Source organism: Hyphococcus formosus (assembly GCF_046736345.1).
GTDB classification, from domain to species: domain Bacteria; phylum Pseudomonadota; class Alphaproteobacteria; order Caulobacterales; family Parvularculaceae; genus Hyphococcus; species Hyphococcus formosus.
Genome location: NZ_CP157210.1, coordinates 716,095 through 741,712, shown reverse-complemented (window position 1 = coordinate 741,712; position 25,618 = coordinate 716,095). Strand labels below are relative to the sequence as shown.

The 25,618-nt window shown below is 53.0% G+C and carries 23 protein-coding genes; 6 read left to right on the top strand and 17 right to left on the bottom strand.

Annotated features, from left to right (window positions below):
* Positions 1–34: 34 nt before the first annotated feature.
* A complete protein-coding gene (locus tag ABFZ83_RS03385) occupies positions 35–352 on the top strand; it encodes a polyhydroxyalkanoic acid system family protein (RefSeq protein WP_411818022.1) in 318 nt (105 codons plus the stop codon).
* A 1-nt stretch (position 353) separates the two neighbouring features.
* Here ABFZ83_RS03385 and ABFZ83_RS03380 read toward each other — a convergent pair whose 3' ends face one another.
* From ABFZ83_RS03380 to ABFZ83_RS03345, 8 genes are all read right to left on the bottom strand, one after another.
* Positions 354–1,730 (bottom strand): amidohydrolase, encoded by a 1,377-nt coding sequence (locus tag ABFZ83_RS03380; RefSeq protein WP_411818021.1) that lies wholly within the window; start codon positions 1,728–1,730, stop codon positions 354–356.
* 91 nt (positions 1,731–1,821) lie between these two features.
* Positions 1,822–2,604, bottom strand: a complete 783-nt coding sequence (locus ABFZ83_RS03375; RefSeq protein ID WP_411818020.1) for an SDR family oxidoreductase — start codon at positions 2,602–2,604, stop codon at positions 1,822–1,824.
* 12 nt (positions 2,605–2,616) lie between these two features.
* Positions 2,617–3,060, bottom strand: a complete 444-nt coding sequence (locus ABFZ83_RS03370) for a nuclear transport factor 2 family protein (protein ID WP_411818019.1) — start codon at positions 3,058–3,060, stop codon at positions 2,617–2,619.
* 10 nt (positions 3,061–3,070) lie between these two features.
* Positions 3,071–4,777, bottom strand: a complete 1,707-nt coding sequence (gene metG / locus ABFZ83_RS03365; RefSeq protein ID WP_411818018.1) for a methionine--tRNA ligase — start codon at positions 4,775–4,777, stop codon at positions 3,071–3,073.
* A 101-nt stretch (positions 4,778–4,878) separates the two neighbouring features.
* On the bottom strand, positions 4,879–5,340 hold the full coding sequence (locus tag ABFZ83_RS03360) for a hypothetical protein (protein WP_411818017.1): 462 nt from the start codon (positions 5,338–5,340) through the stop codon (positions 4,879–4,881).
* A gap of 119 nt (positions 5,341–5,459) precedes the next feature.
* Positions 5,460–5,882, bottom strand: coding sequence for a DUF1801 domain-containing protein (locus tag ABFZ83_RS03355; RefSeq protein ID WP_411818016.1), 423 nt, complete (start codon positions 5,880–5,882; stop codon positions 5,460–5,462).
* A gap of 24 nt (positions 5,883–5,906) precedes the next feature.
* On the bottom strand, positions 5,907–7,319 hold the full coding sequence (locus ABFZ83_RS03350; protein WP_411818015.1) for a spinster family MFS transporter: 1,413 nt from the start codon (positions 7,317–7,319) through the stop codon (positions 5,907–5,909).
* Complete coding sequence (locus ABFZ83_RS03345; protein WP_411818014.1) at positions 7,316–7,627, bottom strand: hypothetical protein; 312 nt, start codon at positions 7,625–7,627, stop codon at positions 7,316–7,318. Before ABFZ83_RS03345 ends, ABFZ83_RS03350 begins: the two co-directional genes overlap by 4 nt.
* Before the next feature lie 105 nt (positions 7,628–7,732).
* Here ABFZ83_RS03345 and ABFZ83_RS03340 point away from each other — a divergent pair, with 105 nt between their 5' ends.
* Positions 7,733–8,725 (top strand): NADPH:quinone oxidoreductase family protein, encoded by a 993-nt coding sequence (locus ABFZ83_RS03340; protein ID WP_411818013.1) that lies wholly within the window; start codon positions 7,733–7,735, stop codon positions 8,723–8,725.
* A gap of 97 nt (positions 8,726–8,822) precedes the next feature.
* Positions 8,823–9,851 (top strand): NAD(P)/FAD-dependent oxidoreductase, encoded by a 1,029-nt coding sequence (locus ABFZ83_RS03335; RefSeq protein WP_411818799.1) that lies wholly within the window; start codon positions 8,823–8,825, stop codon positions 9,849–9,851.
* A 46-nt stretch (positions 9,852–9,897) separates the two neighbouring features.
* Here ABFZ83_RS03335 and ABFZ83_RS03330 read toward each other — a convergent pair whose 3' ends face one another.
* From ABFZ83_RS03330 to ABFZ83_RS03315, 4 genes are all read right to left on the bottom strand, one after another.
* Positions 9,898–11,073: an acyl-CoA dehydrogenase gene (locus ABFZ83_RS03330; RefSeq protein WP_411818012.1), complete on the bottom strand. Its 1,176-nt coding sequence runs from the start codon at positions 11,071–11,073 to the stop codon at positions 9,898–9,900.
* A 163-nt stretch (positions 11,074–11,236) separates the two neighbouring features.
* On the bottom strand, positions 11,237–12,424 hold the full coding sequence (locus ABFZ83_RS03325) for an acetyl-CoA C-acyltransferase (protein WP_411818011.1): 1,188 nt from the start codon (positions 12,422–12,424) through the stop codon (positions 11,237–11,239).
* Between the two features lie 160 nt (positions 12,425–12,584).
* Positions 12,585–13,178, bottom strand: coding sequence for a hypothetical protein (locus tag ABFZ83_RS03320; protein WP_411818010.1), 594 nt, complete (start codon positions 13,176–13,178; stop codon positions 12,585–12,587).
* 131 nt (positions 13,179–13,309) lie between these two features.
* Positions 13,310–14,356, bottom strand: coding sequence for a Glu/Leu/Phe/Val dehydrogenase dimerization domain-containing protein (locus ABFZ83_RS03315; RefSeq protein WP_411818009.1), 1,047 nt, complete (start codon positions 14,354–14,356; stop codon positions 13,310–13,312).
* Between the two features lie 162 nt (positions 14,357–14,518).
* On the opposite strand from ABFZ83_RS03315, the gene ABFZ83_RS03310 reads away from it, so the two are divergent.
* Entirely contained in the window at positions 14,519–14,995 is a 477-nt protein-coding gene (locus ABFZ83_RS03310; RefSeq protein ID WP_369313939.1) for an Lrp/AsnC family transcriptional regulator, read from the top strand.
* Positions 14,996–15,011: 16 nt separating this feature from the next.
* Here ABFZ83_RS03310 and ABFZ83_RS03305 read toward each other — a convergent pair whose 3' ends face one another.
* From ABFZ83_RS03305 to ABFZ83_RS03285, 5 genes are all read right to left on the bottom strand, one after another.
* Positions 15,012–16,856 carry an ATP-binding protein gene (locus ABFZ83_RS03305; RefSeq protein ID WP_411818008.1) on the bottom strand — a complete coding sequence of 615 codons (1,845 nt, stop codon included), beginning with the start codon at positions 16,854–16,856 and terminating at the stop codon, positions 15,012–15,014.
* Between the two features lie 120 nt (positions 16,857–16,976).
* A complete protein-coding gene (astB, locus tag ABFZ83_RS03300) occupies positions 16,977–18,284 on the bottom strand; it encodes an N-succinylarginine dihydrolase (protein WP_411818007.1) in 1,308 nt (435 codons plus the stop codon).
* Positions 18,281–19,741 carry a succinylglutamate-semialdehyde dehydrogenase gene (astD, locus tag ABFZ83_RS03295; RefSeq protein ID WP_411818006.1) on the bottom strand — a complete coding sequence of 487 codons (1,461 nt, stop codon included), beginning with the start codon at positions 19,739–19,741 and terminating at the stop codon, positions 18,281–18,283. Before astD ends, astB begins: the two co-directional genes overlap by 4 nt.
* A gap of 42 nt (positions 19,742–19,783) precedes the next feature.
* Positions 19,784–20,794, bottom strand: a complete 1,011-nt coding sequence (locus ABFZ83_RS03290; RefSeq protein ID WP_411818005.1) for an arginine N-succinyltransferase — start codon at positions 20,792–20,794, stop codon at positions 19,784–19,786.
* Positions 20,794–22,044: a hydrolase gene (locus tag ABFZ83_RS03285; RefSeq protein ID WP_411818004.1), complete on the bottom strand. Its 1,251-nt coding sequence runs from the start codon at positions 22,042–22,044 to the stop codon at positions 20,794–20,796. The genes ABFZ83_RS03290 and ABFZ83_RS03285 overlap by 1 nt, the downstream gene beginning before the upstream one ends.
* Positions 22,045–22,180: 136 nt before the next feature.
* On the opposite strand from ABFZ83_RS03285, the gene ABFZ83_RS03280 reads away from it, so the two are divergent.
* On the top strand, positions 22,181–24,769 hold the full coding sequence (locus tag ABFZ83_RS03280) for an MMPL family transporter (protein ID WP_411818003.1): 2,589 nt from the start codon (positions 22,181–22,183) through the stop codon (positions 24,767–24,769).
* 195 nt (positions 24,770–24,964) lie between these two features.
* Complete coding sequence (locus ABFZ83_RS03275; protein WP_411818002.1) at positions 24,965–25,585, top strand: phospholipid-binding protein MlaC; 621 nt, start codon at positions 24,965–24,967, stop codon at positions 25,583–25,585.
* Positions 25,586–25,618: the final 33 nt, after the last annotated feature.

Genomic DNA, 25,618 nt, shown 5'->3' with positions numbered 1-25,618 from the left:
CCCACTTGTTGTGCACTTGCTAAGGAGACGCTTAATGGCACGACCTGTCACGATTACGATTTCCCATGATCTCGGCAAAGACGAAGCGCGCAAGCGCGTTCGCGATGGTTTTGACAAACTCAAAAGCGCGATGACCGGCGGTGTGATGTTCAAATTTCAAGAGGAGTGGACGAGCGAGGATCGCCTGGCATTTACCGCCAAGGGTCTGGGACAAAATATTGTCGGATCGATTGATATTTTCCCGCAGCATATCCGCATCGAAGCGGTGTTACCCGGCATGCTGGCGACAATCGCGGAGACCGTCGCCGGCAAGGTAGAGCGCGAAGGCAAGCTATTGCTTGAACAGAAATAACCTAGTTCTTTTGCAACAGCTCTAATGCGCCGATGGTCATTGCGTGAACACCGGTTTTAAGGGTCGGCTCCGGGATCGGTGCAAAATATGGCGAGTGATTGGCCGGCGGCAACGGCCCCTTGCCTTCGCGAGCGGCTTTCATAGCTTTCGGATCATTCCCGCCTGTCCAGAAAATCAAGGTCGGGATATTTTCGGCAGTCCGCGTAAACTGACCGAAATCTTCGCCGCCCATACTTGGCGCACGTTCATAAACTCGCTCAGGTCCCAGCTCCGCTGCGACAGCGCCCATGACGCGCGACGTCAGCTCTTCATTATTAAACGTCGAAGGCGTGTATTCATCTTCGAACCTTACGACTGGCATTAAATCATCGGGCAGACCCGCCGATTTTGCCTGGGCAATTGCAATTCGCTCAATTCCTTCGAGGAGTTTTGCCCGAACATTGTCCTCATAGGAACGAACGGTGATCTGAAGATGCGCCTCGTCGGGAATGATGTTGTGTTTGTATCCGGCCTGAAATGCACCAACAGTCACGACACCTGAATCCAACGGATCAAGCTCGCGCGAGACCAATGTTTGAAGCGCGTTGACGATCTGCGAGGAAATGACGATCGGGTCCTTGCCCATTTGCGGCGCAGAGCCATGTGCGCCGATCCCCTTTACGAAGATATCAACGCTATCGACATTCGCGAGCGCCCAACCGGGTGTGTAAGCTATATCACCCGCAGGGTCCCAACCGGACGTATGAGTTGCGAGGACATAATCGGGTTTCGGGAATTTGTCATAAAGCCCGGCTTCGAGCATCGCGAGCGCGCCGAGCCCCAATTCTTCCGCAGGCTGACCGATAAGCACCAAGGTTCCGGACCATTGATCTTTCATTTCCGCGAGGCGACGCGCCGCCCCAATCAGAATTGCCATATGGCTATCATGCGCGCAGGCATGCATGACGGGTACGGTCTGACCTAAATAATCTTGCGAGACGACTTTCGACGCAAAGGGAAGCCCGGTTTTTTCTTCGAGTGGCAACGCGTCCATATCCGCGCGCAGCATAACCGTCGGCCCTTCGCCATTTTTCATCACGGCAACGAGACCATAGCCCCCAACACCTTCATAGACCTGCCCCGCATCGCGCTTGGCTTTTTCCTTGGCCCATTTGTCACCAAAGCCAGTTGTGACGTCGAACCCTAGCGGCTCAAGTTCCGCCGCCATGCGTTTTGCGCTTTCGCTTTCTTTAAAGGAAAGCTCCGGATTTTCATGGAAGTGCTTGTAAAGATTGAAAATATACTCGTAGTCCTGATCAACCGCATCCGCCAAATCATCCGCATGGGCCGGAAGGCATGTCAGGAGAAGTGCGGCCGCGCCAAGCAAGTATTTTTTCATTGTGGTCCCTCAAAATTTACGTGAATAACCGACCGAAAGGCGAACACAGTCCGCCTTTTCAGTCAATCGGATTTATTCGAATGGACGCGGCTTAGACCTGCGCGATATTGGAATAGGCCACGCCTCCATCAACAGCGAGCGTATCGCCAATGACATAGTCTCCTGCCCGTGACGCGAGGAAGACCGCAGCCCCTGCCATATCAGAATCCCGGCCAATCCGCTTTGCCGGAATGAATTTCGAAATGCTGTCCCCATGGTCTTTGGCAGCTTTGTTCATCTCAGAGGCAAAGGCACCGGGCGCGATTCCGCTAACGCCGATATGGTCATCAATGAGCCGCGCAGCCATACGGCGCGTCAAATGAATGACCGCCGCTTTCGATGCCTGATAGGAATAAGTCTCCCACGGGTTGATCCGTATCCCATCAATAGACGCGATATTAATAACTTTGCTGAGATTATCCGCTGAAGCATTCTTCTTAAGTGCATCGTGAAGCGCCTGCGTCAGGAAAAAGAGCGACTTCACGTTGAGGTCCATGACCTTATCCCAACCGTTTTCGGGAAACTCAGCAAACGGCTCGCCCCACGCAGCACCGGCATTGTTCACCAGAATGTCGAGAGAATTTTCGTGCGTTAAAAAATCAGACGCAAGTGACTTGCATCCTTCAACGGTCGAAACATCATGAGGCAAAGAAATACATGTGCCATAGGCTGAAAGCTCTTCGGCTGTCTGGTCACAGGCCGGGGCTTTGCGTGCAGTGATATAGACCTTTGCACCCTGCTCCAGAAATCCGCGGGCGATCATCTTGCCAATGCCGCGCGACCCGCCGGTAATGAGCGCAACGCGCCCTTTGAGCGAAAACAAATCTTTCATCATGGTCGTACTTCCTTATTGCGGCGGGAAGTACCAGAACCGTTTTACCTTTCCATCTATGATTTCATAGACAACCACAGAGGCTTGGCTTTTCCGTTCACCGGCCACTTCCCATACGGGACGCTCAATTGCGGTGACGAAGTTACCGTTTACAGAGATGTTATCAAGCTTGGATGACACAGAGGGATAGGCCTCGAAATAGGCAATTAGCTCTGTGTGGAGCTGTGCCGCCGTCGATGTAACGACACTCGATTGCTGCCCGGTGATTTCAATCCAGGTCACGTCTGAGTGCCAATATTCGCGCATCTTATCGGCATCATGGGCATTAAACGCAGCCATCAAGCCGGTTACAACCTCGACTTTTGGCCCCGCTGCCGGGACTGGCGCTGCGCGTTCAGCGTCCGGCGAACACGCCGTAACGAAAATGAGGCATGCGAAAATAGCGAGCAAACGCCGCATAAATCTCCCCCTATTCGGCACCAAATTTCTGACGCCACTCTTCAACGGTATCGTCTTCGATCTTGGCAAACAATACTTCTGCCGGCGCAAATTTCTCGCCGCCCTTCAGGAATGAAAGCGCGGTTTTGGCGTCCTTTGGCCAAGCGGATGCGCTCTCGGGGTCTAGACCGAAAATTGCAAACATCTTGTCGGACGTGAATGGAATAACCGGGCGCGAGAGGCTGGCGAATAGTGGAATGAGGTTCAGCGCACAGCGCACGGATGCTGCCGCCTTTTCGCGGTCTTCCTTGATCGTGGTCCACGGGGCCGCAACCTGAAGATATTCGTTCCCGGCAACCCAGATTGCACGCAATTCCGTGAATGCCTTGCGGAACTCCATATTCTCCAAATTATCCGTATAGGCAGCAATACGTTCATCAAGCTCCTTGATTAACGCATTCTCCGCATCGCCATAGCTACCTTCACTCGGTACTTCCTCACCAAAGCGCGCGATACAGAAACGCGTAATACGATTGACGAAGTTTCCAAGAACATCCGCAAGGTCTTTGTTCACAACACTCGCGAAATGTTCGAGCGTGAATGACGCATCATCGGATTCAGGCGCATTCGCCATCAAATGCCAACGCCAATAATCCGCAGGCAGAAGGTCGAGCGCCTGATCCATGAAAATGCCGCGATTTTGGCTGGTCGAAAACTTACCGCCATACCATGTGAGCCAGTTTAGAGATTTAAGCGCGTCTACGGTTTTCCAAGGCTCTTGCGATCCCAGAATTGTTGCAGGGAAGCTGACCGTATGGAACGCAACATTATCTTTGCCCATGAATTGGACATAGCGCACGTCATCAGCGCCCTTGTCTGTGCGCCACCAGCTTTCCCAGTCGCCGCTATTTTTATCGGCCCATGTTTCCGTCGCAGCGATATATTCGATCGGCGCGTCAAACCACACGTAAAAGACTTTATTTTCGAAACCGGGGCGCGCCTTGCCTTCGTAGGCGACCGGAATCCCCCATTTCAGATCACGAGTAATTGAACGGTCCCTCAGTCCCTCTTTCAGCCATTTTTGCGCAATCGATTTCGTCAATTGCGGCCAGTTCGGCTTAGATGCGACCCAGTCTGCGATTTTCTCCTGCATCTGTGCCTGCAGCAAATAGAGATGCCGGGTTTCGCGAATTTCAACATTCTTCGACCCGGAGATCGCCGAATAAGGCTCCTTCAAATCGATCGGATCGAGCAATCGGCCGCAATTATCGCATTGATCGCCGCGCGCTTTTTCGTAATCGCAATGCGGGCATGTGCCCTCAACATAGCGGTCAGGCAAAAATCGCTCATCATCAACGGAATAGACCTGTCGGTCGGTGCGCTCTTCGATCAAGCCGTTATCTTCGAGCACTTTCGCAAAATGTTGGGTCAAACGGTGATTGGCGGGGCTAGAAGAACGGCCAAAATGATCGAAAGAAAGCCCAAAGCGCGCGCCAGCGTCGCGCTGAATCTCATATTGTTCGCGGCAATAGTCTTCGACATCCTGCCCTGATGCGCGCGCCGCCAATTCGGCTGGGGTTCCGTGTTCATCGGTCGCGCAGATATAGAGGACGTCCTGACCGCGCTGGCGCTGAAAACGCGCATAGACATCTGCGGGCAGCATGGAACCCACCAGGTTCCCCAAATGCTTGATACCATTGATATAAGGCAGTGCGGAAGTAATAAGGATGCGAGACATGCGTGGACTTTCCTAGGACAAGCCACGGTCTATAGCCGTAAGCGGCGGGATTCTACAAGAAACCAACCGAAATTAGCTTTGGCTCGACCTTTCGCCCTGCCTTAGGCTGTCGTCTCAGCAACCGGGATCTGTTCGAGCGCGCCAGCGGCGCTTTTCAGCAGGTTGGATAAGAGCTTCAACATGTCTGAAACGTCATATCCGTTCGCCTGAGCCGCAATAAAGGCAATGAACAAGCCAAGGCCAAGGGTCCGCGAAATCGTACGGCGTGCCGCCAGAAACAGGGCAATACCGGCTAGCAATTCGACCGGTCCCGCCATGCCATTAACGGCGAGCGATGACCAAATCTGATCGAGAAACCCGATATTGCTACTGACGGACCCCAGACCTTCGCCGCCAGTCAGATGGGTTGCCCCCATTAGCGACAAAAACCCAGCGCAAGCGCCTTGGGACACGTCTTTTACGCAGGCCGAGATGTTTCCAATGGGTCCGCCCCAATTTGAGCGAAATTCGCCCTCTGGCCGGACATCGTAACGAGCATCACTTGCTCCGAGTAAGTAGTTCATATCAATCTCCCCAGATCTATGACCCCATTGTCATATTGCGCTGGAAAGACGGAGATAGATTGACTGAATTACGGTTAAAAGTAGGCGCACACCGTTGTGATAGAGGTTTGATCAACGCCTCAATTCGGCCATATCTTTTTCGTCTCACGATATGACGTTTTGATGATCTTCTCGAGAACGCCGAGATCAATATGGGCGAGCCGGTTTATGTATAAACACGCCTTGCCGCGCTTGTACCTGCCCAGGCGCTCAAGCAAAGGATCTTCGTCATCCATCCACCCAAGCACATATAAAACCTGATGGGCTTTTCGAGGGCTGAATCCAACGACGAAGAAATCACCTTCATGGCCACTGTCATAACAATAATGGTACTGACCAAACCCGATTATTGACGGTCCCCACATGACCGCCGGGTCACCGGTAACTTCTTTCATCAGCGCAAGGAGGGTTTTTGCATCCTCGCGCCTCGTGTCGCTTTCGACATCAGCAATAAACTTGGTGACACTCTTTTTCGTGGGTACTGTTTTTGGACTATTTGCCATGAAAATCTTACCCCTCTTTAATTTTTATCCCGTTCCCGTTGCCTTATCCCAATCTTTGTTGATGGTTTTGGTCGCTTGATAGAACATCCATGCGCCATAAAGGCCCGCAAGCGAAACGACACTCAACGAAACCCTGAGGCCAATATCCTCTCCGAGTGGCTCAATTAAGGCACTCGACAGGAAACCGGCGACGGTTGGCCCCAATCCTAGAGCGATCATGTTGAGGATGAAAAAGAACACAGCGGTTGAAAGCGCGCGAACCGATACCGGCGCAAGCGTTTGGGCCAAGGCGAATGCCGGGCCGAGATAGAAACCAATCGCCATTTGTACCGGAAACTGAAACGCCAATGACACAACCGGGCTTGGGTGCCAAAGCACCAATAGAAACGCCGGCAAATTCAGCACCAATGCAATTGCGGGAATGTAGCCATACATTTTTCGGTTTTTAATCGCGAATTTATCAACGAGAAAACCACCGAGAAATGTCCCCGCCGCATAGGCCGTACCGGACACAATTCCAAGCCACATGTAGATTTGCATCAATGGAAAGTCGCTATGGGCGCGGGTGTAAAAATCAACGATCCACGCACCATTCGCATAGGCGGTAAATGATATTGCTGTCGTTGCAATTACTACCGCGCGGTAGGTTGGAATCGCCAGTAAATACTTCGCGGCACGCCATATCGTAGCGATCTCATGAAAGGTCGCGGACGCCGCATTCGCGGGCAGGATAGTCGCACATTTATAGATCAATTTCTCGAAAGGCCCTTTCGGCGTTTCGATCTTGCTTTGCGCAAATTGATCGGGCTTTTCATCCGCATCGAACCGACCACGCGGCGGCTCCTTGACGGTGAGCTTTAACAAGATCGCCATCAAGACACCCGGCAAGCCAACAACGACAAAGGCCACGCGCCAGGAGAAAGTTTGCGTCAGCCACCCGCCCCCAAGAAATGCGAGCGCCATACCGATCGGGATCCCCATCGCATATATGGCAAGGGCTCCTGCGCGCTTTTCTTTGGGGAAGTAATCAGAAATCAGCGAATGGGCCGGCGGTGAACCACCGGCTTCGCCAATGCCAACGCCGACACGGGCCAAGGCAAGTTGCGTAAAGTTAGCCGCCAATCCGGAAAGGGCCGTAAAACCTGACCAAAGAGCGAGCGCGACAGAAATAATCGTTACCCGATTATGCCGATCCGCCAGTCGCGCAATCGGTATGCCGAGCGTCGTATAAAGAACGGCGAAGGCAAAACCCTTCAGTATACCGAGTTGCCAATCTGCAAGGCCAAGATCGGCTTTAATTGCCGGTGATAAAATACCAACAATTTGCCGGTCAACAAAGTTGAACGTGTAAACACCGGTCAGTAGAAACAGAACGTAAAAGCGGTAAACAGACGCCGTCGGTTTTGCGGCAGGCGACTTCACACTAAGTTCGCTCATAGACGGAAGCTCGATACGCAAGCGGCACCGGATGCACCGATGGCCGTAACCGCACGCGGGTTATCAATCGACATTAGCGCGCGGATCGCACCCAAGGTTGAATCGGACCGACTTAGGCGCAGCGTATATTGCGCAAGATCAGACAGGTCTTGGCTGGATAGCCGCTGATCGAGTTCATCCACCATACAATCGGCTGTCTGATCGGGCAGACCGATGGCGCGGAAGCGATCCTGAAGTGTGTACCGCGCTGCTGTTGCGCACCCTGCGAGTAATAACAAAACTAAACTACTCAGTATCATTCGGCGCATGACAACCCTCCCGGATGCACAATCATGTGTGATTGATCATTTATTGGTCGTATCACAATGCGTAAGATAAATCCGTAGAGCAAGGTTGAAGGACACTAGACTATTATGAAAGCAATGTTGAGCCACGAGCCGGGTGGACCGGAGACGTTGAAACTCACAGAGATTGATACGCCAAAACCGGGTCCGGGTCAGGTATTGATCGCCGTCAAAGCCGCAGGGGTAAATTTTCCCGACACGCTCATCATTAAAGATCTTTATCAATTCAAACCGCCCCGTCCCTTCGCGCCGGGTGGCGAGGTCGCTGGCATAATCGAATCTGTTGGTGACAATGTAACTGGGCTCGCACCGGGCGATCGCGTTTTGGCCGGCGGCGTCAATGGCGGCTACGCAACGCATTTTGTGGCCGATGCTGCACGTACGAACAAAATCCCGGATTCGATGCCCTTCGACGAAGCCGCGGGATTTATGCTGACCTATGGAACATCGCACTATGCGTTGAAAAACCGCGCAAATATTCAGCCGGGCGAATCTCTTTTTATCCTCGGTGCAGCGGGCGGCGTCGGTGCAGCGGCCATTGAACTCGGCAAAGCCTTCGGCGCTAAAGTTGTGGCCGGCGTCTCATCGGAAGAGAAGGCGGAATTTTGCCGCGAACTCGGTGCGGATGAAACGCTCATTTATCCGCGCGAGCTTGATCGCGATAGCCAAAAAGCCCTTTCCGGAGAGATCAAAAAACTTTGCGGCGGCGAAGGCGCGAATGTCATCTATGATGCGGTCGGCGGCGATTATGCCGAACCGGCCGTGCGAGCTTTGGCATGGGAAGGCCGGTTTCTGGTTGTCGGTTTCCCCGCGGGTATTCCAAAAATTCCGCTCAATCTTACGCTTCTTAAAAGCTGTCAAATTGTTGGTGTGTTTTGGGGCGCATTCACCATGCGCAACCCACAATTGAATGCGGAATATGTGGAAGAGATGTTCCGCTTCTACGAAGAGGGAAAAATTCGCCCACGAATTACAGCCGCCTTCCCGCTCGAAGATGCCGCGCAGGCGCTAAATATGTTGCAAGAGCGTAAAGCAACCGGGAAGGTCGTTCTCACGGTCTGACCCCTTTTCATCGCTCGCAAAACGCGTTTAACTTCCCTCCATCAGTAATGGGGGGAGGTTTTCCCGCATGACGTCAGCGCTCGTTGAAAGCGCCCCGATGGGCGGCGCATACGAGACCGATGCGATTATCATCGGCGCAGGCCCGGTCGGGCTTTTCGCAGTGTTTGAGCTTGGCCTATTGGGCATCAAAGCCCATTTGATTGATATCCTTGACAAGCCCGGCGGTCAGTGTGCGGAGCTATATCCGGAAAAACCGATCCTCGATATTCCGGCTATAAAATCGATCACCGGACAACAATTAACCGAACAATTGATCGAGCAAATTTCGCCGTTTGACCCGGAATTTCATCTCAACGAAATGGCTGTTTCGCTTGAGAAAAAAGACGACGGACGATGGAAAATCGAAACCGACATGGGCACTTCGATAACCGCACCGGTAATCTGTATCGCTGCCGGCGGCGGTTCCTTCCAACCCAAGAAACCACCGATTCCAGACATTGAACAATTTGAAAATAAAACGCTTTTTTATTCCGTGAGAAAGCGCGATATGTTCCGTGACAAGAATATAGTCATCGCTGGCGGCGGCGACAGTGCGCTGGACTGGACGAATAACCTCGCCCCGATCGCAGAAAAAGTAACGCTCATCCATCGCCGCCCTGACTTCCGTGCAGCTCCCGATAGTGTCGAGAAAATGCACGCCCTCACGGCAGAGGGAAAAGTCGATTTCCATGTGGCGCAGATCACCGGTCTGGAAGGCACGAATGGTCAAATCAGTGCGGTAAAAACGACGTCAGCCGATCACGGTGATCGCGAAATACCCTGCAATATGATGCTTGCTTTTTTCGGCCTGACCATGAAGCTCGGCCCCATCGCAGAATTTGGCCTTGACCTGACAGAAAACCGCATCGCCGTAGACACGGAAAAATTTGAAAGTTCCGTACCCAGCATTTTCTGCATTGGTGACATGGCGCATTACCCCGGAAAACTCAAATTGATTTTATCCGGTTTTCATGAGGCGGCGCTGATGGCGCATGGCGCGTTTCACTATGTCTTCCCGGATAAGAAGCTGAAATTCCAACACACGACTTCGTCTCGAAGCCTACAGGCGCAAATTAGCGGCAAATAAAAACGGCCCCGCATTCGGGGCCGTTTCGTTGATTTGGTTTTAGCGATTATTGAAAGGCCTGAAGACCGGTCATCGCGCGCCCAAGGATCAGCGCGTGAATGTCGTGGGTACCTTCATAGGTATTGACCGTTTCAAGGTTCATCGCATGACGCAGAACATGATATTCATCGGAAATTCCGTTACCGCCATGAATATCGCGGGCAACGCGCGCAATCTCCAGCGCTTTACCGCAATTGTTCCGCTTGAGCATGGAAATCGCTTCCGGAACGAACGCACCCTGATCGAGCAACCGGCCAAGCTGCAACGAGCCTTGAAGGCCAAGCGCGATTTCTGTTTGCATATCGGCCAGTTTTTTCTGAACAAGTTGCGTTCCCGCAATCGGCTTACCGAAAACCACGCGATCCATCGCGTAATCGCGCGCATACATCCAGCACGCTTCGGCAGCACCCATCGCACCCCATGAGATACCATAACGCGCCTTATTGAGGCATGAGAACGGACCGCGAAGGCCCTTCACATTCGGCAACAGGTTTTCTTCGGGGACGACCGCATCTTCAAGCGCGATCTCTCCGGTGATGGACGCACGAAGGGAAAGCTTGCCGTCGATTTTTGGCGTCGAGAATCCTTTTGTGCCGCGCTCTACGATAAAGCCGCGGATCTCGCCATCGAGTTTCGCCCATACAACCGCAATGTCAGCGATTGGCGAATTGGTGATCCACATTTTTGAGCCATTGAGCTTATAACCGTCGCTCACTTTCTCAGCTTTGGTGCGCATCGCGCCTGGATCAGAACCGCCATCAGACTCGGTCAGCCCAAAACAACCGACCCACTCACCACTTGCGAGTTTCGGCAGGTATTTCTTTTTTTGCTCTTCGGTGCCAAATGACTCAATCGGGTACATAACCAGCGAAGACTGTACCGACATGGCCGAGCGATAGCCGCTATCAACGCGCTCAACCTCACGGGCAATCAGGCCATAGGCAACATGGCTCGCGCCGCCGCCGCCATATTCTTCCGCGACAGTCGCGCCCAAAAGACCCTGCGCGCCGAGCTCGGTCATGATCTCGCGGTCAAATTTTTCCTCGCGATTGGCCATAATCACGCGCGGCATCAATTTATCCTGCGCATAACCACGGGCCGCCTCACGGATCATCCGCTCTTCGTCGCTCAACTGCGTTTCGAGCAGAAGCGGGTCCTGCCAATCAAAAGTCTGTTTGCTCATAATATTAGTCTACCATCATCAATTATTGACCGCGTAGGCAAATGGGTGCCGCGCGCTTCCTCCCATCGAGGTTTGCGCTGTTGATAAAGCGCAAACCACGGAAAGAATAGCCTCAGCACCGCATTTTCGGCCAAAATTTTGGCCGATTACCGATCAATAATGGCTAGATCAACTCAAGCGCGATGCTGGTCGCCTCGCCGCCACCAATACACAGGCTGGCCACGCCGCGTTTGCCGCCCGTCTGTTTCAGGGCGCTAATCAAGGTTACGAGAATTCGCGCACCGGAGGCACCGATCGGATGCCCCAGCGCGATTGCCCCGCCATGAATATTCACCTTTTCGGCCGGAATATCATGCTCGCGCATCGCCGCCAGCGGCACCACCGAGAATGCTTCGTTGATCTCGAACAGATCGACGTCGTTCACCGACCAGCCAACCTTATCCAGAACTGTCTTGATTGACGCGACCGGTGCTGTTGTGAACCATTCCGGCGCTTGCGCATGGGTCGAATGGGCGAGAATGCGCGCAACGGGTTTTGCGCCTTTAGCCTCAGCGGTTGATTGGCGCATCAATACCACTGCCGCCGCGCCGTCAGAAATTGCCGAGGCATTCCCCGCCGTCACGGTCCCGTCTTTTTCAAATGCGGCACGCAGGCTTGGGATTTTCGCAGCGTCAACAACGCCCGGCTTTTCATCGTCAGAAACCGTGACAACACCTTTTCGGGTTTTGACCTCAACCGGAATGATTTCATCCGCAAAGGAACCATTTTTAATCGCTTCCTGCGCGCGTGTAACCGACCGCATCGAATATTCGTCTTGCTGCTCGCGGGAGAATTCTTTTTCACGGGCGCAAAGCTCTGCGAAAACACCCATGGCCTTGCCCGGATCATACGCATCCTCTAGCCCGTCGATCGCCATATGGTCATAGACGACGCCCGCACCATATTTGATCCCTGTACGGCCATTTGGCAAAAGATGCGGCGCATTGGTCATGGACTCCATCCCGCCGGCGACGACTATCTCTGATGATCCTGCCAAGATCGCATCATGGCCCATCATCACGGCTTTCATGCCTGAGCCGCACATTTTATTGACGGTCGTACAACCCGCTGCTTGCGGAATACCTGCGGCGAGCGCAGCCTGACGCGCGGGTGCCTGTCCAAGACCGGCAGGAAGCACGCAACCCATGATGACTTCGGCAACTTCATCTGCCTTTACCGCACCACGCTCTAGCGCAGCGTCGATTGCGCGCGCGCCAAGTTCTGTTGTCTTTACGCCCGTGAAAGCGCCCAGGAAATTACCGATTGGGGTCCGGGCCATGCCAGCGATAACGATAGGGTCTGATTGGGTCATTTTACGCTCTTTCCAAGTCTGGTTACGCCGCGCGGGGTCGCAGCACGTTGCGGCCAAACTACAGCGCCCAAGCCCCCGCCTCAACACACAAAAAATTGTGGCGCGCGATCAATTCGCACGCCACCGGTTGATTTGGCTAGTCATGAATTTCCTAGATTGCCTAACCCTTGCGTGAAGCCGCGCCAATCGCACTAATGCCCGCTAGAACAAGCCCTGCCCCAACCTGCACCAAGAGATCATACGAAACTTTATATGCGAGTTTTCCGACCTGTCCGATCTGCTCGTCGAGACGCGTCTCCATCCCAAACAAGGTAACCGCATTCAGGACTAAATCCCGATATTGCTGCAACAAGGAACCATCTTTCAGCTCAACGCCGAGAACCAGTTGAACAAGGCTTAAAGCGGCCAAAATTTGCAAGACAGTGAACGCAAAAGAAACCAAAACAAGCGCGATTCCCCAAAAGCCCATCCGCCCTCCATAGGCGAATAACAAAAGCAGGTGGAACAAGATCGAGATGGAAAAAATTATTCGAATGTACCAATTCGAAAATTGAGAAAATTCGACCTGCATCGCACCGACAAAGATCAACCCCGCGAAAAACGCAACGATCAGTGGACCAAATATTTGGAAGCCAATATTCACCACACCCGAACGGACCGAACTATCGAGCCCACGGTGCGTGCCTAACAGAAGATCTTCTCGCGGTCCCGCGCCAGCAAACCCAATCGCGCGAGACAATAGTTGTTGGTACATGATACCCCCTCCATCATAACAATGACCGGCGGATTACATGCCCTCAAGGCCCCAAGGCTCCGCCCCCGAAGCATAGTTAATCAATTTTATTCGGGGGCGCGCAAGGGTTTAAGTTTTCTACGTGAAAATTCTTACTCAGCTTTTTTCTTTTCAATGACTTCCATCGCCAGGCGATCTGCGACTGCGCCGGTTGGCGCGTTTTCCGCATCTGCGCGCTTGAAGATTTCAGTCAATGTATCGCCGATTTTATCGATCCGGCGGTTCATCTCGTCATTGGTCCAGGTACCCAGAATCTCGAGACCAACGCTGATGACACCAGCCGCATTAATCACATAATCCGGGCAATATAGGATGCCGCGCGCGCGAAGCGCCTCGTCCATATCCGGCGTTTTTAATTGATTGTTGGCCGCACCGGCGATGACTTTCGCCTTGATCTGGTCGATCGTATCGACATTGATCGAACCGCCCAGCGCGCAAGGTGAGAAAATATCCACATCTGCGGCGATTGCGTCTTCAGGCGAAACTGCCTTCGCGTCGAAACGTTTCACCGCCTCTGCAACGGCTGCCTCATTAACGTCCGCAACGACCAGATGTCCGCCTTCTTCATTGATCAGACGGGCAAGCTCCATACCGACGGCACCGACACCGAGAATGGATACGGTCAGACCTTTGAGCGAATCCGCGCCGAATTTTTGACGCGCCGCTGCCTGCATGCCGCGCCAGACACCCCGAGAGGTAAAGGGTGACGGATTACCGCCGACGCCCTGCGCATGAATGCCGGCCGCATATTTCGTAACTGACTGAATGGTCTTCATGTCGTCTTCCGAAACACCGGAATCTTCGGCGGTGTAATAAAGCCCATCAAGGCTGTTTACCGCATTACCAAAGGCGCGAAGCATCTCAGGACTTTTGTCTTTCTTCGGGTCCGCAAAGATCACGGCTTTCCCGCCGCCAAAAGGAATTCCGCCAAGCGCATTTTTATAGGTCATCCCGCGTGAAAGGTTTTTCACATCTTCGAGACCCGCTTCGAAGCTCGCATAAGGAAAAATGCGACACCCGCCACATGCCGGACCAAGTGTCGCGTCATGAACTGAAATAATCGCCTCGAGACCAGATTCCTTATCTGTGAAATGTACAACCTTGCTCCAGCCGTCCACCGGCAATATACGAGACTCCATTATGTCTTTCCTTTTTATGGTGCGCTCAGTCCGCCAAATTGCACGACTGACTCGTGGCTAGGTAGCGGATTTTGTGGAGCGCTTCATGTCAAATATAGGGTATTTACGCTTGACGCTTAGCATTAAATGCTAAATAGATAGCGTGTTATTGGAAGTGAACCTATGAAGCTCGACCATATCGACCACAAGATCCTGAAACACTTGCAGGAAAATGCTCGCATCACCAATGCCGAGCTTGCCGAACGTGTTGGCCTTTCGCCGACCCCATGCCTCAGGCGTCTACGCCGCCTTGAGACAGAGGGAATCATCAAAGGCTATCGCACAGAAATCAACCGCGAAGCCCTTGGCGTGAACGTCACTGTTATCATTCTCGTCAAGCTTGAACGTGAAGATGACAAGACGCTGCGCGAATTCGAAACGGCCATAAAAGACCGTGAAGAGGTGATGGAATGTTACCTCGTGACCGGGAAATTCGACTATTTCATTCGGGTTGTCGTGCCGTCTTTGGCGACTTACGAGACGTTTCTTTCTGAAACGATGCTCCGCATGCCGAATATTGCGACCGTCGAATCCAGCTTCACCCTTCGTGAAGTTGCGCGCAAAATCGTCACGCCACTACCGCAATCAATCATTCGCTAAGCTGGATTTTTCCTTTTCAAGCAACGCTGCTTTCACGCGTTGCTTGATTGCTGGCGGCCATCACGCGATTGATTTCGCCGTGTAGATCATCGGGTCTGATCGGCTTTGTGACATAGCCGTCAAAACCCATCTCCAGATATTGGTCGATCTGCTGCTGCATGGCGTGGGCGGATACCGCGATTATCGGCGTGGGAACTGCCTTACCTTGTTCTCGCTCCAGAAAACGGATCTGACGCATCGCCTCTGGCCCGTCGAGTTTCGGCATGGAAATATCCATCAAGATCAGATCGAACTCATCATCCTTAAACGCCGAGATGACGTCGAGGCCATCTTGTCCGAAATGGAGATCATGTTCCCGCGTGGTTAAAAACGCGGTCAAGACAGCCTGATTGACCGAATTGTCTTCGCCGACAAGAATTTTAAGCTTCCGCGCATCCTGGACGGTGTTTGGATCATTCGCAGGCTCGGGCAACTTATCTATTCCGACAGATGCCGTCATAACTGGCGGTGCAACCATTGAGACCGTGAATGTACTGCCGCGCCCGACTTCGGAACTGACGGAAATTTCGCCGCCCATAGCCTCAACAAGACCTTTCGCAATTGAGAGACCTAATCCCGTTCCGCCATATTTCCGTGTCGTCGTTTCATCGGCCTGCGTGAAGGGATCGAATACCTTTTCGACTTGCGCCTTGGTCATGCCGATACCGCTATCCGCGACTTTGATTTCGATGCGATGGTTCACCTTATCGGTTGCGTCGACCGTGAGCGTCACCGATCCGCTATCGGTGAACTTAACCGCATTCGAAACCAGATTGTGCATTACCTGCAAAATGCGATGACCATCACCCATGCGTTGGCAATTACCGCTGTCGCCTTCAATCACGCTGATCTTGAATTCAAGATTTTTCTCTTCAGCACGGATTGAATGAAGGTTCTCGACACGCTGAGCCAATTCCGAAAATGAAAATGGATTTTTCTCGATTGCAATTTTGTTTGCTTCGACTTTCGAGAAATCCAGCAGATCATTCAATACCGTCATCAAAGCATCGCCGGAATCGCGGATGATATCGAGCTTTTTACGTTGATCCGGCGTCAGATCGCTATCGCCAAGTGACGACGCCATACCCAAAATGCCATTCATTGGTGTACGAATTTCATGCCCCATATTGGCAAGGAAGATAGATTTCGCACTATTCGCCTGCTCCGCCTGTAATTGTTTTTCGGCCGCGCGCTCGGACGCTAACCGCAAAGACAAGCTGGATGCACGATACTCCTTAAAGGCTGCAATCAAATGGCCGAGATACATGAACTCCGCGAGAAGCAATGTCGCCGCCCCCATATGCCCCGGTTCTGCTCCGGTAATTAATGAATGAAGCGGCAAGCCGATATAATACAATAAATGAGGAATAGAGGCGGCAATAAAAGTTCGTCTTTCATGATGCATGTGCATCGAGACGTGAAGCAATGCACCACTCAGCCACAGGATCGCGAATATCTTTCCTTGTACACCCCAATACATCCACAGCATGGTTGGAAAGAATGAATAGATCGCGCTGGCCTGAACCGAAGCGACAATCAAACCTGCCCATTCGGTACGCGATATAGGACGCTTGCGATTAGGTTTGCGGAATGGGGCCCATAAATAATTGTCAACGAATTGGCTCAATGCCATAGCGGCGAACCAAACGATCGCCATTAATGGAGAAACAGCCCCCCAAAGGATGGCTGCTCCGATCGCCGCAATTAAAAAGCGGACGCTCAATTGATTTCGTCGCGCAATAGCAGTTGCGATTACCCCAGAAAGTGCTGAGGCCTTACTGTTCGCGCCTTCCTGCTCCCCAACAGGGCTGGCTTCTGTCATCCAAAACTCCGAACGGCCATTTCAACGGCCAATTTTGGAGTCCTTGTACGCGGAATTGATTAAATCTCACCTACTTTGCGCAGTTCAACATGTCCCATTTTGGAACAAGTTATGCTCTTCCTAACGCTGAAAGTCGTAAAAACTTCCCATGGACAGAATTTTCGTCAGCGCTTCCATCGCGGCGAAACTCTCTTCCATAAAGGCTGGATCTCGAAGGTCTTCCGGCAAGACATGATCGCGATAATGCGCTTTCACCCATTCCTCTAGGCGGGTGATTTGCGCGTCATCAAGAATGAAGTTCGGATTTACGGCTGCGGCCTCTTCTTCCGAAAGAACAACCCGAAGGCGGAGGCAGGCCGGCCCGCCGCCATTGCGCATCGATTCACGCACATTCTTGAAGATGACGCGATTAATCGGATTATTCTTTGAAAGGGTTTCATCGAGAAACGCCTTAACCCGCGGGTTCTCTTCGGACTCAGACGGCAACAAAAGCGCCATCTCACCGCCCGGCAGGGTCAAAAGCTGCGAATTAAACAGATAGGATTTTATGCAATCCTCAAGCGACACCGTACTCGCTTGTGCTTCGATGATTTCGACAAAGGGTGCCTTTTCGCGGATCGCAGCGTAGGCTGCATCCCGGTCCGCAAAACTTTGTTCGTGCAGGAATAATACGCGGCCATTTGCAACGCCAACAACGTCATTATGGAATGCACCAGCGTCAAGGGCTGTCGCCGATTGCTGGACAAAGACACATTGATCATCGCTCAACTTGTGGTTCCGCGCGATCGCCTCGCTGGCACGCAATTTTTGCCGCGCCGGGAATTTCTGACCATCCTCGCCATATACGAACAGGTGCACAGCTTTATCGCCATGGTTCTCGCATAAACGTCCATGATTGGCTGCGCCCTCGTCACCGAAATGCATCGCCCCCGGTAGCGGTTGATGATGCACGAAGAAATTCTCATCATCGAAAATGTGCAACAGAACTCTTGCCGTGGTGTCAGCCTCAATGGAGCGATGAAAGTTCGCCGCGAGATTTGCCGCCGTAAAATGGACCTTGCCATCGGCTGTGTCCGGCGACGGCGCTACCGTACCGGCATTGGCTGTCCACATTGGTGACGCCGCATAGCAATTTGCGAGCAATTGCGGTTCTTTATTGGCCACCTTTTCGATGATCTGTTTGTCGGTCCCCGAAAACCCAAGAGCACGAAGTGTTTTTAAATGGGGCCGATCTTGGGGCGGTAAAAAACCCTGCCCCAAGCCAAGCGACATGACCTCGCGCATTTTTGCGAGCCCCTGAAGCGCTGCCTCCCGCGGATTAGACGCGCGGCCCGCATTCGTTGCCGAAGCCAAATTTCCAAATGACAGGCCAGCATAATTATGGGTTGGGCCGATCAGGCCATCAAAATTATACTCGGAATAGGTCATTTAATACCTACCTGATCATCAGCAAGCGGAAGTAATTTTTCACCTTCCATGGACGCGACAGGAAATGCGCAATAATCCGCTGCATAGTAAGCAGATGGACGATGATTGCCCGAAGCCCCAATTCCGCCAAAGGGTGCCGCACCGGACGCCCCAGTGGTTTGACGATTCCAATTGACAATACCCGCGCGAGAAAGCTTCAGGAAGGTTTCCCACTTTGTCATGTCATCGGTCAAAATACCTGCCGAAAGGCCGAACTTGGTCTTATTTGCAAGGTCAATCGCCTCATCGAAATCATCAACACGCCAGACCTTTAAAAGCGGGCCGAAGTGCTCTTCATCCGCCACATTATCGCGACGTGTCACATCAACGATCCCGGGGCTGACAAAGGCGCTTCCGTCTTCGCGAATGCTCAAATTGCGGATAGCCTCACCGTCACCTTCAACAAGATGATCAAACGCGCGTTCAAGCCCTTCGGCGATCTTTGGCGAAATGACAGGACCCATAAAGGGCTGCGGATCATCAAAAGGTGCACCAATTCGAATACGGTCGGTCAACTTCGCCAGCGCTTCAATCGCTTTATCGCCTGCCTCGCCTTTCGGTAAAATCAAACGACGTGCGCAGGTACAGCGTTGCCCGCTAGTTAAAAATGCTGACTGAACCACCGTGAAGGCTGCGGCCTCAACATCTGCAGAATCCCACCAAATCAACGGATTATTCCCACCAAGTTCGAGGGCAAGAATGACATCAAGCCGGTCGACAAATTGCTTATGGATCGCAAGACCCGTCTTTGCGCCGCCGGTAAATAAAACCCCATCGACCTCAGCGCCGGTCAGCGCCTCGCCAGTCTCTCGGCCACCCTGGACCAGATTGACCACACCCGCAGGAACGCCAGCCTCGATCATCCGTTCCACAATGAATGCGCCTGGTCCGGGTGTCATTTCCGACGGTTTGAAAACAACCGTATTGCCGGCAATAAGCGCAGGAACGATATGACCATTTGGCAAATGCGCTGGGAAGTTATATGGCCCCAGAACAGCCATGACCCCATGTGGCTTGTGGCGAAGAACCCCGCGCGTAGCCCCGGTCGCGGTTTCTGTTTCACCAGTCCGTTCATAATAGGCGCGGATAGAGATATCGACCTTGCCAGCGACTGCTGCCGCTTCGGTTTTCGTTTCCCAAAAAGGTTTTCCGGTCTCGCGTGAAATCAACCGTGCGAGTTCCTCGCTGTCGCGTTTAATCAGATCACGATATTTTTCCATGATCGCAATGCGATCACCGAGCGGTGTCAACGCCCATGATTTAAAAGCGGCGCGTGCTGCACTTGCAGCTTCGTTGACTTCCGATTTGGTTGCGCTCTTCCCGGTCCAGATCGCCTCACCTGTCGACGGGTCAAAACTCGAAAACTCAGGACCAGAACCAATACGCCATTGGCCGTCGATTAAAATCTTGTCTGTCATTTTGTGCCTCAAAAATAATACAACGCAGGCTCATTCATGAAGTTACCACTTCACTGCACGAACCTCGTCGCCACTTTTGGTGCCGAGCGCTCTGGCAGCCTCTTCGCTAATCGTGATGGTATCGCCATCAATCGTCCCTTCGCTGCGCACCACGCGAAAGGTGGAAAGTCGTCCAGCCGATATGAGATATTGCGTCTCGGAATCGGACTTTCCAATAGATACTTTTTTGATACTGCTTTCACGTATGGTCTTGATGTCGTCAATACGCGCATCGACCAACGGGCCAGCATCGAACACATCGATATAGCCCCGGAACGCAAAACCTTCGCTCAACAGCATGTTGAACGCTGGCAACGCACTGTCATGGGGCTTGCCAAGAACATCCCGCGCCGCCTTTGGCAATAGGGCAACATAGATGGGATGACGCGGCAGCAGATCAGCAATCATCTGGTTGCCCATGGAGGAATTCGCAAGGTCCGCGTCTTCAAACTCCATATCGAAGAAAAGTCGGCCCAGAGAATCCCAAAAAGGCTGCTCGCCATTAGGGCCGCGCCAACCGCGCATTTCAGCGCATACCGGATCCGCTATCAGTTTGCGATGTTGCGCAATGAAAAGATAACGAGCCTTTGACAGGATTTTACCATATCCACCACCGCGCGCATCGGGGGACAGGAAAAGCGTACCCACCTCTGCGCAGCCGGTAAAATCATGGGTCGGTACCAATAGCCTGCGTTCAATCCGCTTTTTTAGCTGTTTTGATGCGTGTACGGTCTTGTTAATCCGATAATTTACAAACCCATAATCGAGCCCCACCGCAGAAAATACGGCAGATGTGCCGATGACTTTACCGTCTTTCTCCAAGACCATCATATAGACTTCGCCTGATGGTCGTTCGGCATTGGCCTCGAAACTCTCAACGGAAAACTCAACCCGCGGCCGCAAAGCTTCGGCGTCGGACGGCAAATTTGTCATTCCGCCACCGGATTGCTTCGCCAAGGCAAGCACTTGGTCAAAATCATCGCGGCGAACAGGCCGCATGAAGGCAAGCGACATTAGTTTTTCTCCGTTTTCTCAAAGAGGCCGGGGTTCGGAAGCTCCCCCGCAGCGATCTTGAGCAATAAAAGGGCGGATAATTTCGCACGCTCGACGAGACTATCGAGCTTTGCAAATTCTTGGGCGGAATGAATATGGGCACCGCGTACACCGAGCGTATCGATAACTGGAATGCCCGCCGCAGCGATATTATTACCGTCACAACAACCGCCCGTCGGCACCCAATCGACACCAATACCTAACTCATCACCTGCGGCGCGCAACGCGCGGAAAAACGCATCAAGTTGCGGCGTCATCGGTTTCGGCGGGCGCGTGAAGCCGCCCTCAAGTTTCGCGGAAAAACCTTCGCGGCTATCAATATCGGCGATAAGCTTATTTGCCTCGGATAACAGCCAATCGGAATCATCAGGCTGTTCTAACCGCACATTGAAACGCACCACCGCAAGGTCAGGCACAACATTGTTTGGCCCACCGCCATCAACCCGCGCGACATTGACCGTCAGCCCCTCGCGTTGCCCGGATAATCGATCGATACCAGAAATAAAATCTACCGCAGCCACAAGCGCATTGCGACCAAGATGGTGTTCGCGGCCCGCGTGAGCGCTTTTACCTTTAATGATCGCCGCAAAATTCCCGCTTCCCTTACGCGCGCCTGCGAGCGTTCCGTCCGCAAGCGCCGGTTCATAAACACAAGCGAAATGCGCACGCGATGCCGCTTCGGTAAGCATATGGGCCGAGCCTTGAGAGCCGATCTCTTCGTCGGCATTGATCAGGATCTCGTAGCCAATTTGATCCGCGAGCGGTGATTGCTCAATCGTCAGGAGCGCATAAAGCATCACCAAAAGCCCGCCCTTCATATCGGCGGCGCCGGGAGCGTTGAGCGTATCGCTATCGAGGAATGTCTCGGACTGAAACGGGTGATCGACCGGGAAAACCGTATCCATATGGCCGGTCAATAATACCCGGACCGGGGCCTGAGGGCGTTTAACCAGCCGGAGCATATCGCCAATCGGTTGTTCAACGATTTCGCCTTCGCGCGTTACGACGGGTAAAGGCCGGGATGGAATGGTCTCCACTTCTGCGCCCAGACCGCCAAAAGCGTCAGACAGGGCCGCATGCATGCGTTTCAGTCCGTCCAGATTGGTACTGCCGGAGTTTATCCCGCACCAAGCCAATAACTGTTCTGTCATTGGGGCGCGTTTGTCGTCCAGAAAGGCGAGGTCGTTCATCAGGTTGTGCGAATGGGTCATACCATGACAGCAGTAGCGAAGCCTGCAATTCCCCGCAAGTGAGGCAGGCTTGTCTGATTTCGTAATCGCTCTGTCATTCCCTCAAACTACGAAGCAGCCTATAGTTAATAAAAACAAAGGGCATTCACATAGGCGGATGTTAAAAGTAATTGAGAAATCTTTGGCGGCGTGGGCCGAAACGGCGCGCCGAATGGGGGTCGTTTTAGCGGCGCTTATCGTCGTGGCTGCCTGTTTTGCCGGTTATTACGCGGCAACGCACCTTAAAGTGAACACCGACACCAGCGCGATGCTTGATCCGGACCTACCGTTTCAGCAACGGGCCGCAGAGCTGCGCGAGGCATTTCCGCAGCTAAAAGACGACGTTATCGTCGTGATTAACGCGCCAACATTGGACGAGGCGGACGCTTTTGCCACCGATTTGCGGTCGCGCCTGTTAGAGCGCGAGGAAGACTTCACCGCAGTTTTTGCACCTGCTCAGGAGCCGTTTTTCCGGGAAAATGGCCTTCTATATCTAGACCAAGCCGAGCTTGAAGCGCGGCTAACCCAAATGTCCAAGGCTTCGGGGCTGATAGAAACCCTGATCAAAAGCCCCACGATCGGGACGCTTTTCACAACCCTGGCGGAAAACGACGCGCTCGCCGAACGCTCTGACCTCGGCAAGGAAACCCTTGAACAGCTTTATGCCGAGCTTGCTGAGGTAGTCGAAGCCAGCGCCAATCAAGAACGGCGGCCTTTTTCATGGATGGGCGCACTCGACGCCGGTCAGCGCGAAGGTGAAACCTATACGCGCCTCGTTTACGCCACCCCGGCGCTCGATTATACGCGCCTTCAGCCTGCCAAAGCGGCGATCAATGTCCTCCGTGCAGAAACATTAGCATTGGGTGAAAAATATGGCGGCCGCGTCGATACCTACATAACGGGCGACCCTGCTCTTCGGCTTGAAGAGCTAGAGGCGGTTACCACGGGGATCGGCCTTTCGATGCTGCTCTCTTTGATACTCGTCAGCTTGCTTTTGTTGCTGTGTTACCGCTCGATTGCGATGGCTGCCCTTACCCTTATCGGATTGGTAATTACCCTTGTTTTTACCTCCGCTTTTGCCGCCGCATTCGTTGGCGAATTAAATTTAGTCTCTGTTGCCTTCACAGTTTTGCTTGTTGGCCTTGGTCTCGATTTTTCGATTCACCTGCTATTGCATATTCAGGAACATCGGGCGGCGGGACGAGAAAACCAATCTTCTCTTAGGCGAACAATCCACGAAGTCGGTCCTGCCCTTGCCCTTGCCGGGCCGACGACAGCCATTGCATTCCTTTCTTTTGTGCCGACCAAATTTGATGGCATCGCGCAATTGGGCATCATTGCGGGTGCAGGGGTTATCATTGCATTTCTCGTCACCGTTACCTTTGCCCCAGCCGCGCTCGCTCTATTCAAAGGGCAACCAAAACGAAAACCGACCGGCAATATCCGCAGTATTTTCGACGCGATCAGCAAGATCTCCGGCCCTGTCGCTTTGGCCACCATTGCACTCGGCTTTTTCGCTCTCTTCTTAATGCCCCAGGTCCGGTTTGACGCCGACCAAATGGCCCTGCGCAATCCAAATTCGCAATCGGTACAAGGGTTCAACCTGCTATTTGAAAACCCGGAAACCGTCCCCTACCGGCTGAGCAGTCTTACCTCGACACAGGCCGAAGCCGAAGCAATGGCCAAAGAGATCACAAAGCTCGAAACCGTCGATGCGGTCAGGCTGTTACCTGACTTCGTCCCGGACGAGCAGGACGAAAAGCTAGAGCTTATTGATTTCGGTGCTGGCACGCTCGTTTTTGCGCTTGATGCGGAACCGGGCTCGGTCGCCGGCCCCGATGCGGCCAGCGGTATTGAAACCCTGCGGCAACGGTTAGATGCAGCCTATAGCGAAGGGTCAGGTGCGCGTCTGTCGGCAGCATTAGCGGATTTGAACGGCCGGGAGGATTTACTTGAGGCGAATGTATTCGCGTTCTGGCCGCGATTAATTACGCAGCTTCGTACCCAGATGAATGCCGATTACATCGACATCGACACACTGCCTACGGCCCTGCGCGAGCGCTACCTCAGCAAAGGCGGAAAATGGCGCATCGACATTTTGCCGAAAAATGACGTCCGCGATTTTCGCGCACTTGATGAATTCGTCAAAGACGTCGAAGCGGTTGTCCCTGAACTTGCTGGCGGTGCCTTTCAGGCGCGCAAGGCCGGCGAGACAATCTCCGCGGCGATGTTGCAAGCAACTGGCATTGCGTTCGCGGTGATTTCGGTTTTCCTCTGGTTGCTCGTACGGAAAATCAGCACTGTGATTTTGATGCTCTTCCCACTGGCACTCGCGGCCGTCTTAACGTCGGCAACTGGTGTTCTCCTGAATATTCCATTCAATTACGCAAATGTGATCGTTCTGCCGCTCTTGATTGGGATTGGGGTCGATAGCAGCATTCACCTTGTCTTGCGCAACCAACAGGTCAAGGCGGGTGAAGGCGTATATGGAACCTCGACCCCCCGTGCGGTTTTCTTCTCGGCGCTCACTACCGTTGCGTCATTCGGAAGCTTGATGCTCTCGCCCCATCGCGGCACCGCATCCATGGGCGAGCTATTATCGATTGCAATCGCGTTTACGCTTGTCTGCACTCTTATTGTGCTTCCCGCAGCGTTTCAGTTGGAGGAACGCCAAACCAACAGGCGATTGGCTCGGGCGGCGGAGTAGTTGCCCTCGCGCAATGTTTGGCGTCGTTTTTGGTCTCCAAACGGGCCTTAACCCACTGACGGATAACAAAACTTTCATTTCGGGCCGCATCTTTGGCGTTTTGGTGCTGGATTTCAGCCATAATCGTCCCATATTGATCAAACTTGCCTGAGGCGAAGTCTCGCCGGTTACAATTCTGAGGTTCCGACTATGTTCATGTCCCGTGTTCGCGTTTTCGCCGCACTGCTTGCCGCATCTGCTGTGTCACCAGCAATTGCGCAGGAAACCCAGCCCCCTGCGGAAGTGGAAGTTAGTGCCGTCGATGGTGCGGTTGATTTCGCTAAAAACCTGACGGCGAACGCGACCGCAGTCCTGACCGACGAAACAAAAAGCGAAGACGAAAAGCTCGAAGCCTTTCGTGGTGTCCTGGCGGACGGCATGGCGCTCGATATTATTGGCAAGTTCATGCTCGGCGATACGCGCAAATCCATGAGCGACGATCAGCTCTCTCGATATGACGAAATCTTCCCGCAATATATTACAAAGCTTTATGCCGAACAGTTTCAGGAAATTGTCGGTAAACCGTTAGAGGTTGTCGAAGCCAAAGAACTGGGTGCGCGTGACGTGATCGTACGTACGAAATTCGACCGCAAGGAAGGCTCACCGATTATGGTTGACTGGCGCGTTCGCAAATTGCGCTCTGGCGATCGCAAAGCCATCGACATCATCGTTTCCGGTGTCTCGATCATGCTGGTCAAACGAGAGGAATTTTCGTCTTTCGTCGCGACCAATGGCGTGGATGAATTGCTTGGCCGCCTCGAAAGTGAAGCGGCTTAAGCGACCTGTCGAGCGCGTATTCTACTGCAATAC

What these genes read in the sequence shown, in the direction of transcription:
- ABFZ83_RS03385 (WP_411818022.1), top strand. Translation starts at nt 35, where the DNA reads ATGGCACGACCTGTCACGATTACGATTTCCCATGATCTCGGCAAAGAC.
- ABFZ83_RS03380 (WP_411818021.1), bottom strand. Translation starts at nt 1,730, where the DNA reads ATGAAAAAATACTTGCTTGGCGCGGCCGCACTTCTCCTGACATGCCTT.
- ABFZ83_RS03375 (WP_411818020.1), bottom strand. Translation starts at nt 2,604, where the DNA reads ATGATGAAAGATTTGTTTTCGCTCAAAGGGCGCGTTGCGCTCATTACC.
- ABFZ83_RS03370 (WP_411818019.1), bottom strand. Translation starts at nt 3,060, where the DNA reads ATGCGGCGTTTGCTCGCTATTTTCGCATGCCTCATTTTCGTTACGGCG.
- metG (WP_411818018.1), bottom strand. Translation starts at nt 4,777, where the DNA reads ATGTCTCGCATCCTTATTACTTCCGCACTGCCTTATATCAATGGTATC.
- ABFZ83_RS03360 (WP_411818017.1), bottom strand. Translation starts at nt 5,340, where the DNA reads ATGAACTACTTACTCGGAGCAAGTGATGCTCGTTACGATGTCCGGCCA.
- ABFZ83_RS03355 (WP_411818016.1), bottom strand. Translation starts at nt 5,882, where the DNA reads ATGGCAAATAGTCCAAAAACAGTACCCACGAAAAAGAGTGTCACCAAG.
- ABFZ83_RS03350 (WP_411818015.1), bottom strand. Translation starts at nt 7,319, where the DNA reads ATGAGCGAACTTAGTGTGAAGTCGCCTGCCGCAAAACCGACGGCGTCT.
- ABFZ83_RS03345 (WP_411818014.1), bottom strand. Translation starts at nt 7,627, where the DNA reads ATGCGCCGAATGATACTGAGTAGTTTAGTTTTGTTATTACTCGCAGGG.
- ABFZ83_RS03340 (WP_411818013.1), top strand. Translation starts at nt 7,733, where the DNA reads ATGAAAGCAATGTTGAGCCACGAGCCGGGTGGACCGGAGACGTTGAAA.
- ABFZ83_RS03335 (WP_411818799.1), top strand. Translation starts at nt 8,823, where the DNA reads ATGGGCGGCGCATACGAGACCGATGCGATTATCATCGGCGCAGGCCCG.
- ABFZ83_RS03330 (WP_411818012.1), bottom strand. Translation starts at nt 11,073, where the DNA reads ATGAGCAAACAGACTTTTGATTGGCAGGACCCGCTTCTGCTCGAAACG.
- ABFZ83_RS03325 (WP_411818011.1), bottom strand. Translation starts at nt 12,424, where the DNA reads ATGACCCAATCAGACCCTATCGTTATCGCTGGCATGGCCCGGACCCCA.
- ABFZ83_RS03320 (WP_411818010.1), bottom strand. Translation starts at nt 13,178, where the DNA reads ATGTACCAACAACTATTGTCTCGCGCGATTGGGTTTGCTGGCGCGGGA.
- ABFZ83_RS03315 (WP_411818009.1), bottom strand. Translation starts at nt 14,356, where the DNA reads ATGGAGTCTCGTATATTGCCGGTGGACGGCTGGAGCAAGGTTGTACAT.
- ABFZ83_RS03310 (WP_369313939.1), top strand. Translation starts at nt 14,519, where the DNA reads ATGAAGCTCGACCATATCGACCACAAGATCCTGAAACACTTGCAGGAA.
- ABFZ83_RS03305 (WP_411818008.1), bottom strand. Translation starts at nt 16,856, where the DNA reads ATGACAGAAGCCAGCCCTGTTGGGGAGCAGGAAGGCGCGAACAGTAAG.
- astB (WP_411818007.1), bottom strand. Translation starts at nt 18,284, where the DNA reads ATGACCTATTCCGAGTATAATTTTGATGGCCTGATCGGCCCAACCCAT.
- astD (WP_411818006.1), bottom strand. Translation starts at nt 19,741, where the DNA reads ATGACAGACAAGATTTTAATCGACGGCCAATGGCGTATTGGTTCTGGT.
- ABFZ83_RS03290 (WP_411818005.1), bottom strand. Translation starts at nt 20,794, where the DNA reads ATGTCGCTTGCCTTCATGCGGCCTGTTCGCCGCGATGATTTTGACCAA.
- ABFZ83_RS03285 (WP_411818004.1), bottom strand. Translation starts at nt 22,044, where the DNA reads ATGACCCATTCGCACAACCTGATGAACGACCTCGCCTTTCTGGACGAC.
- ABFZ83_RS03280 (WP_411818003.1), top strand. Translation starts at nt 22,181, where the DNA reads ATGTTAAAAGTAATTGAGAAATCTTTGGCGGCGTGGGCCGAAACGGCG.
- ABFZ83_RS03275 (WP_411818002.1), top strand. Translation starts at nt 24,965, where the DNA reads ATGTCCCGTGTTCGCGTTTTCGCCGCACTGCTTGCCGCATCTGCTGTG.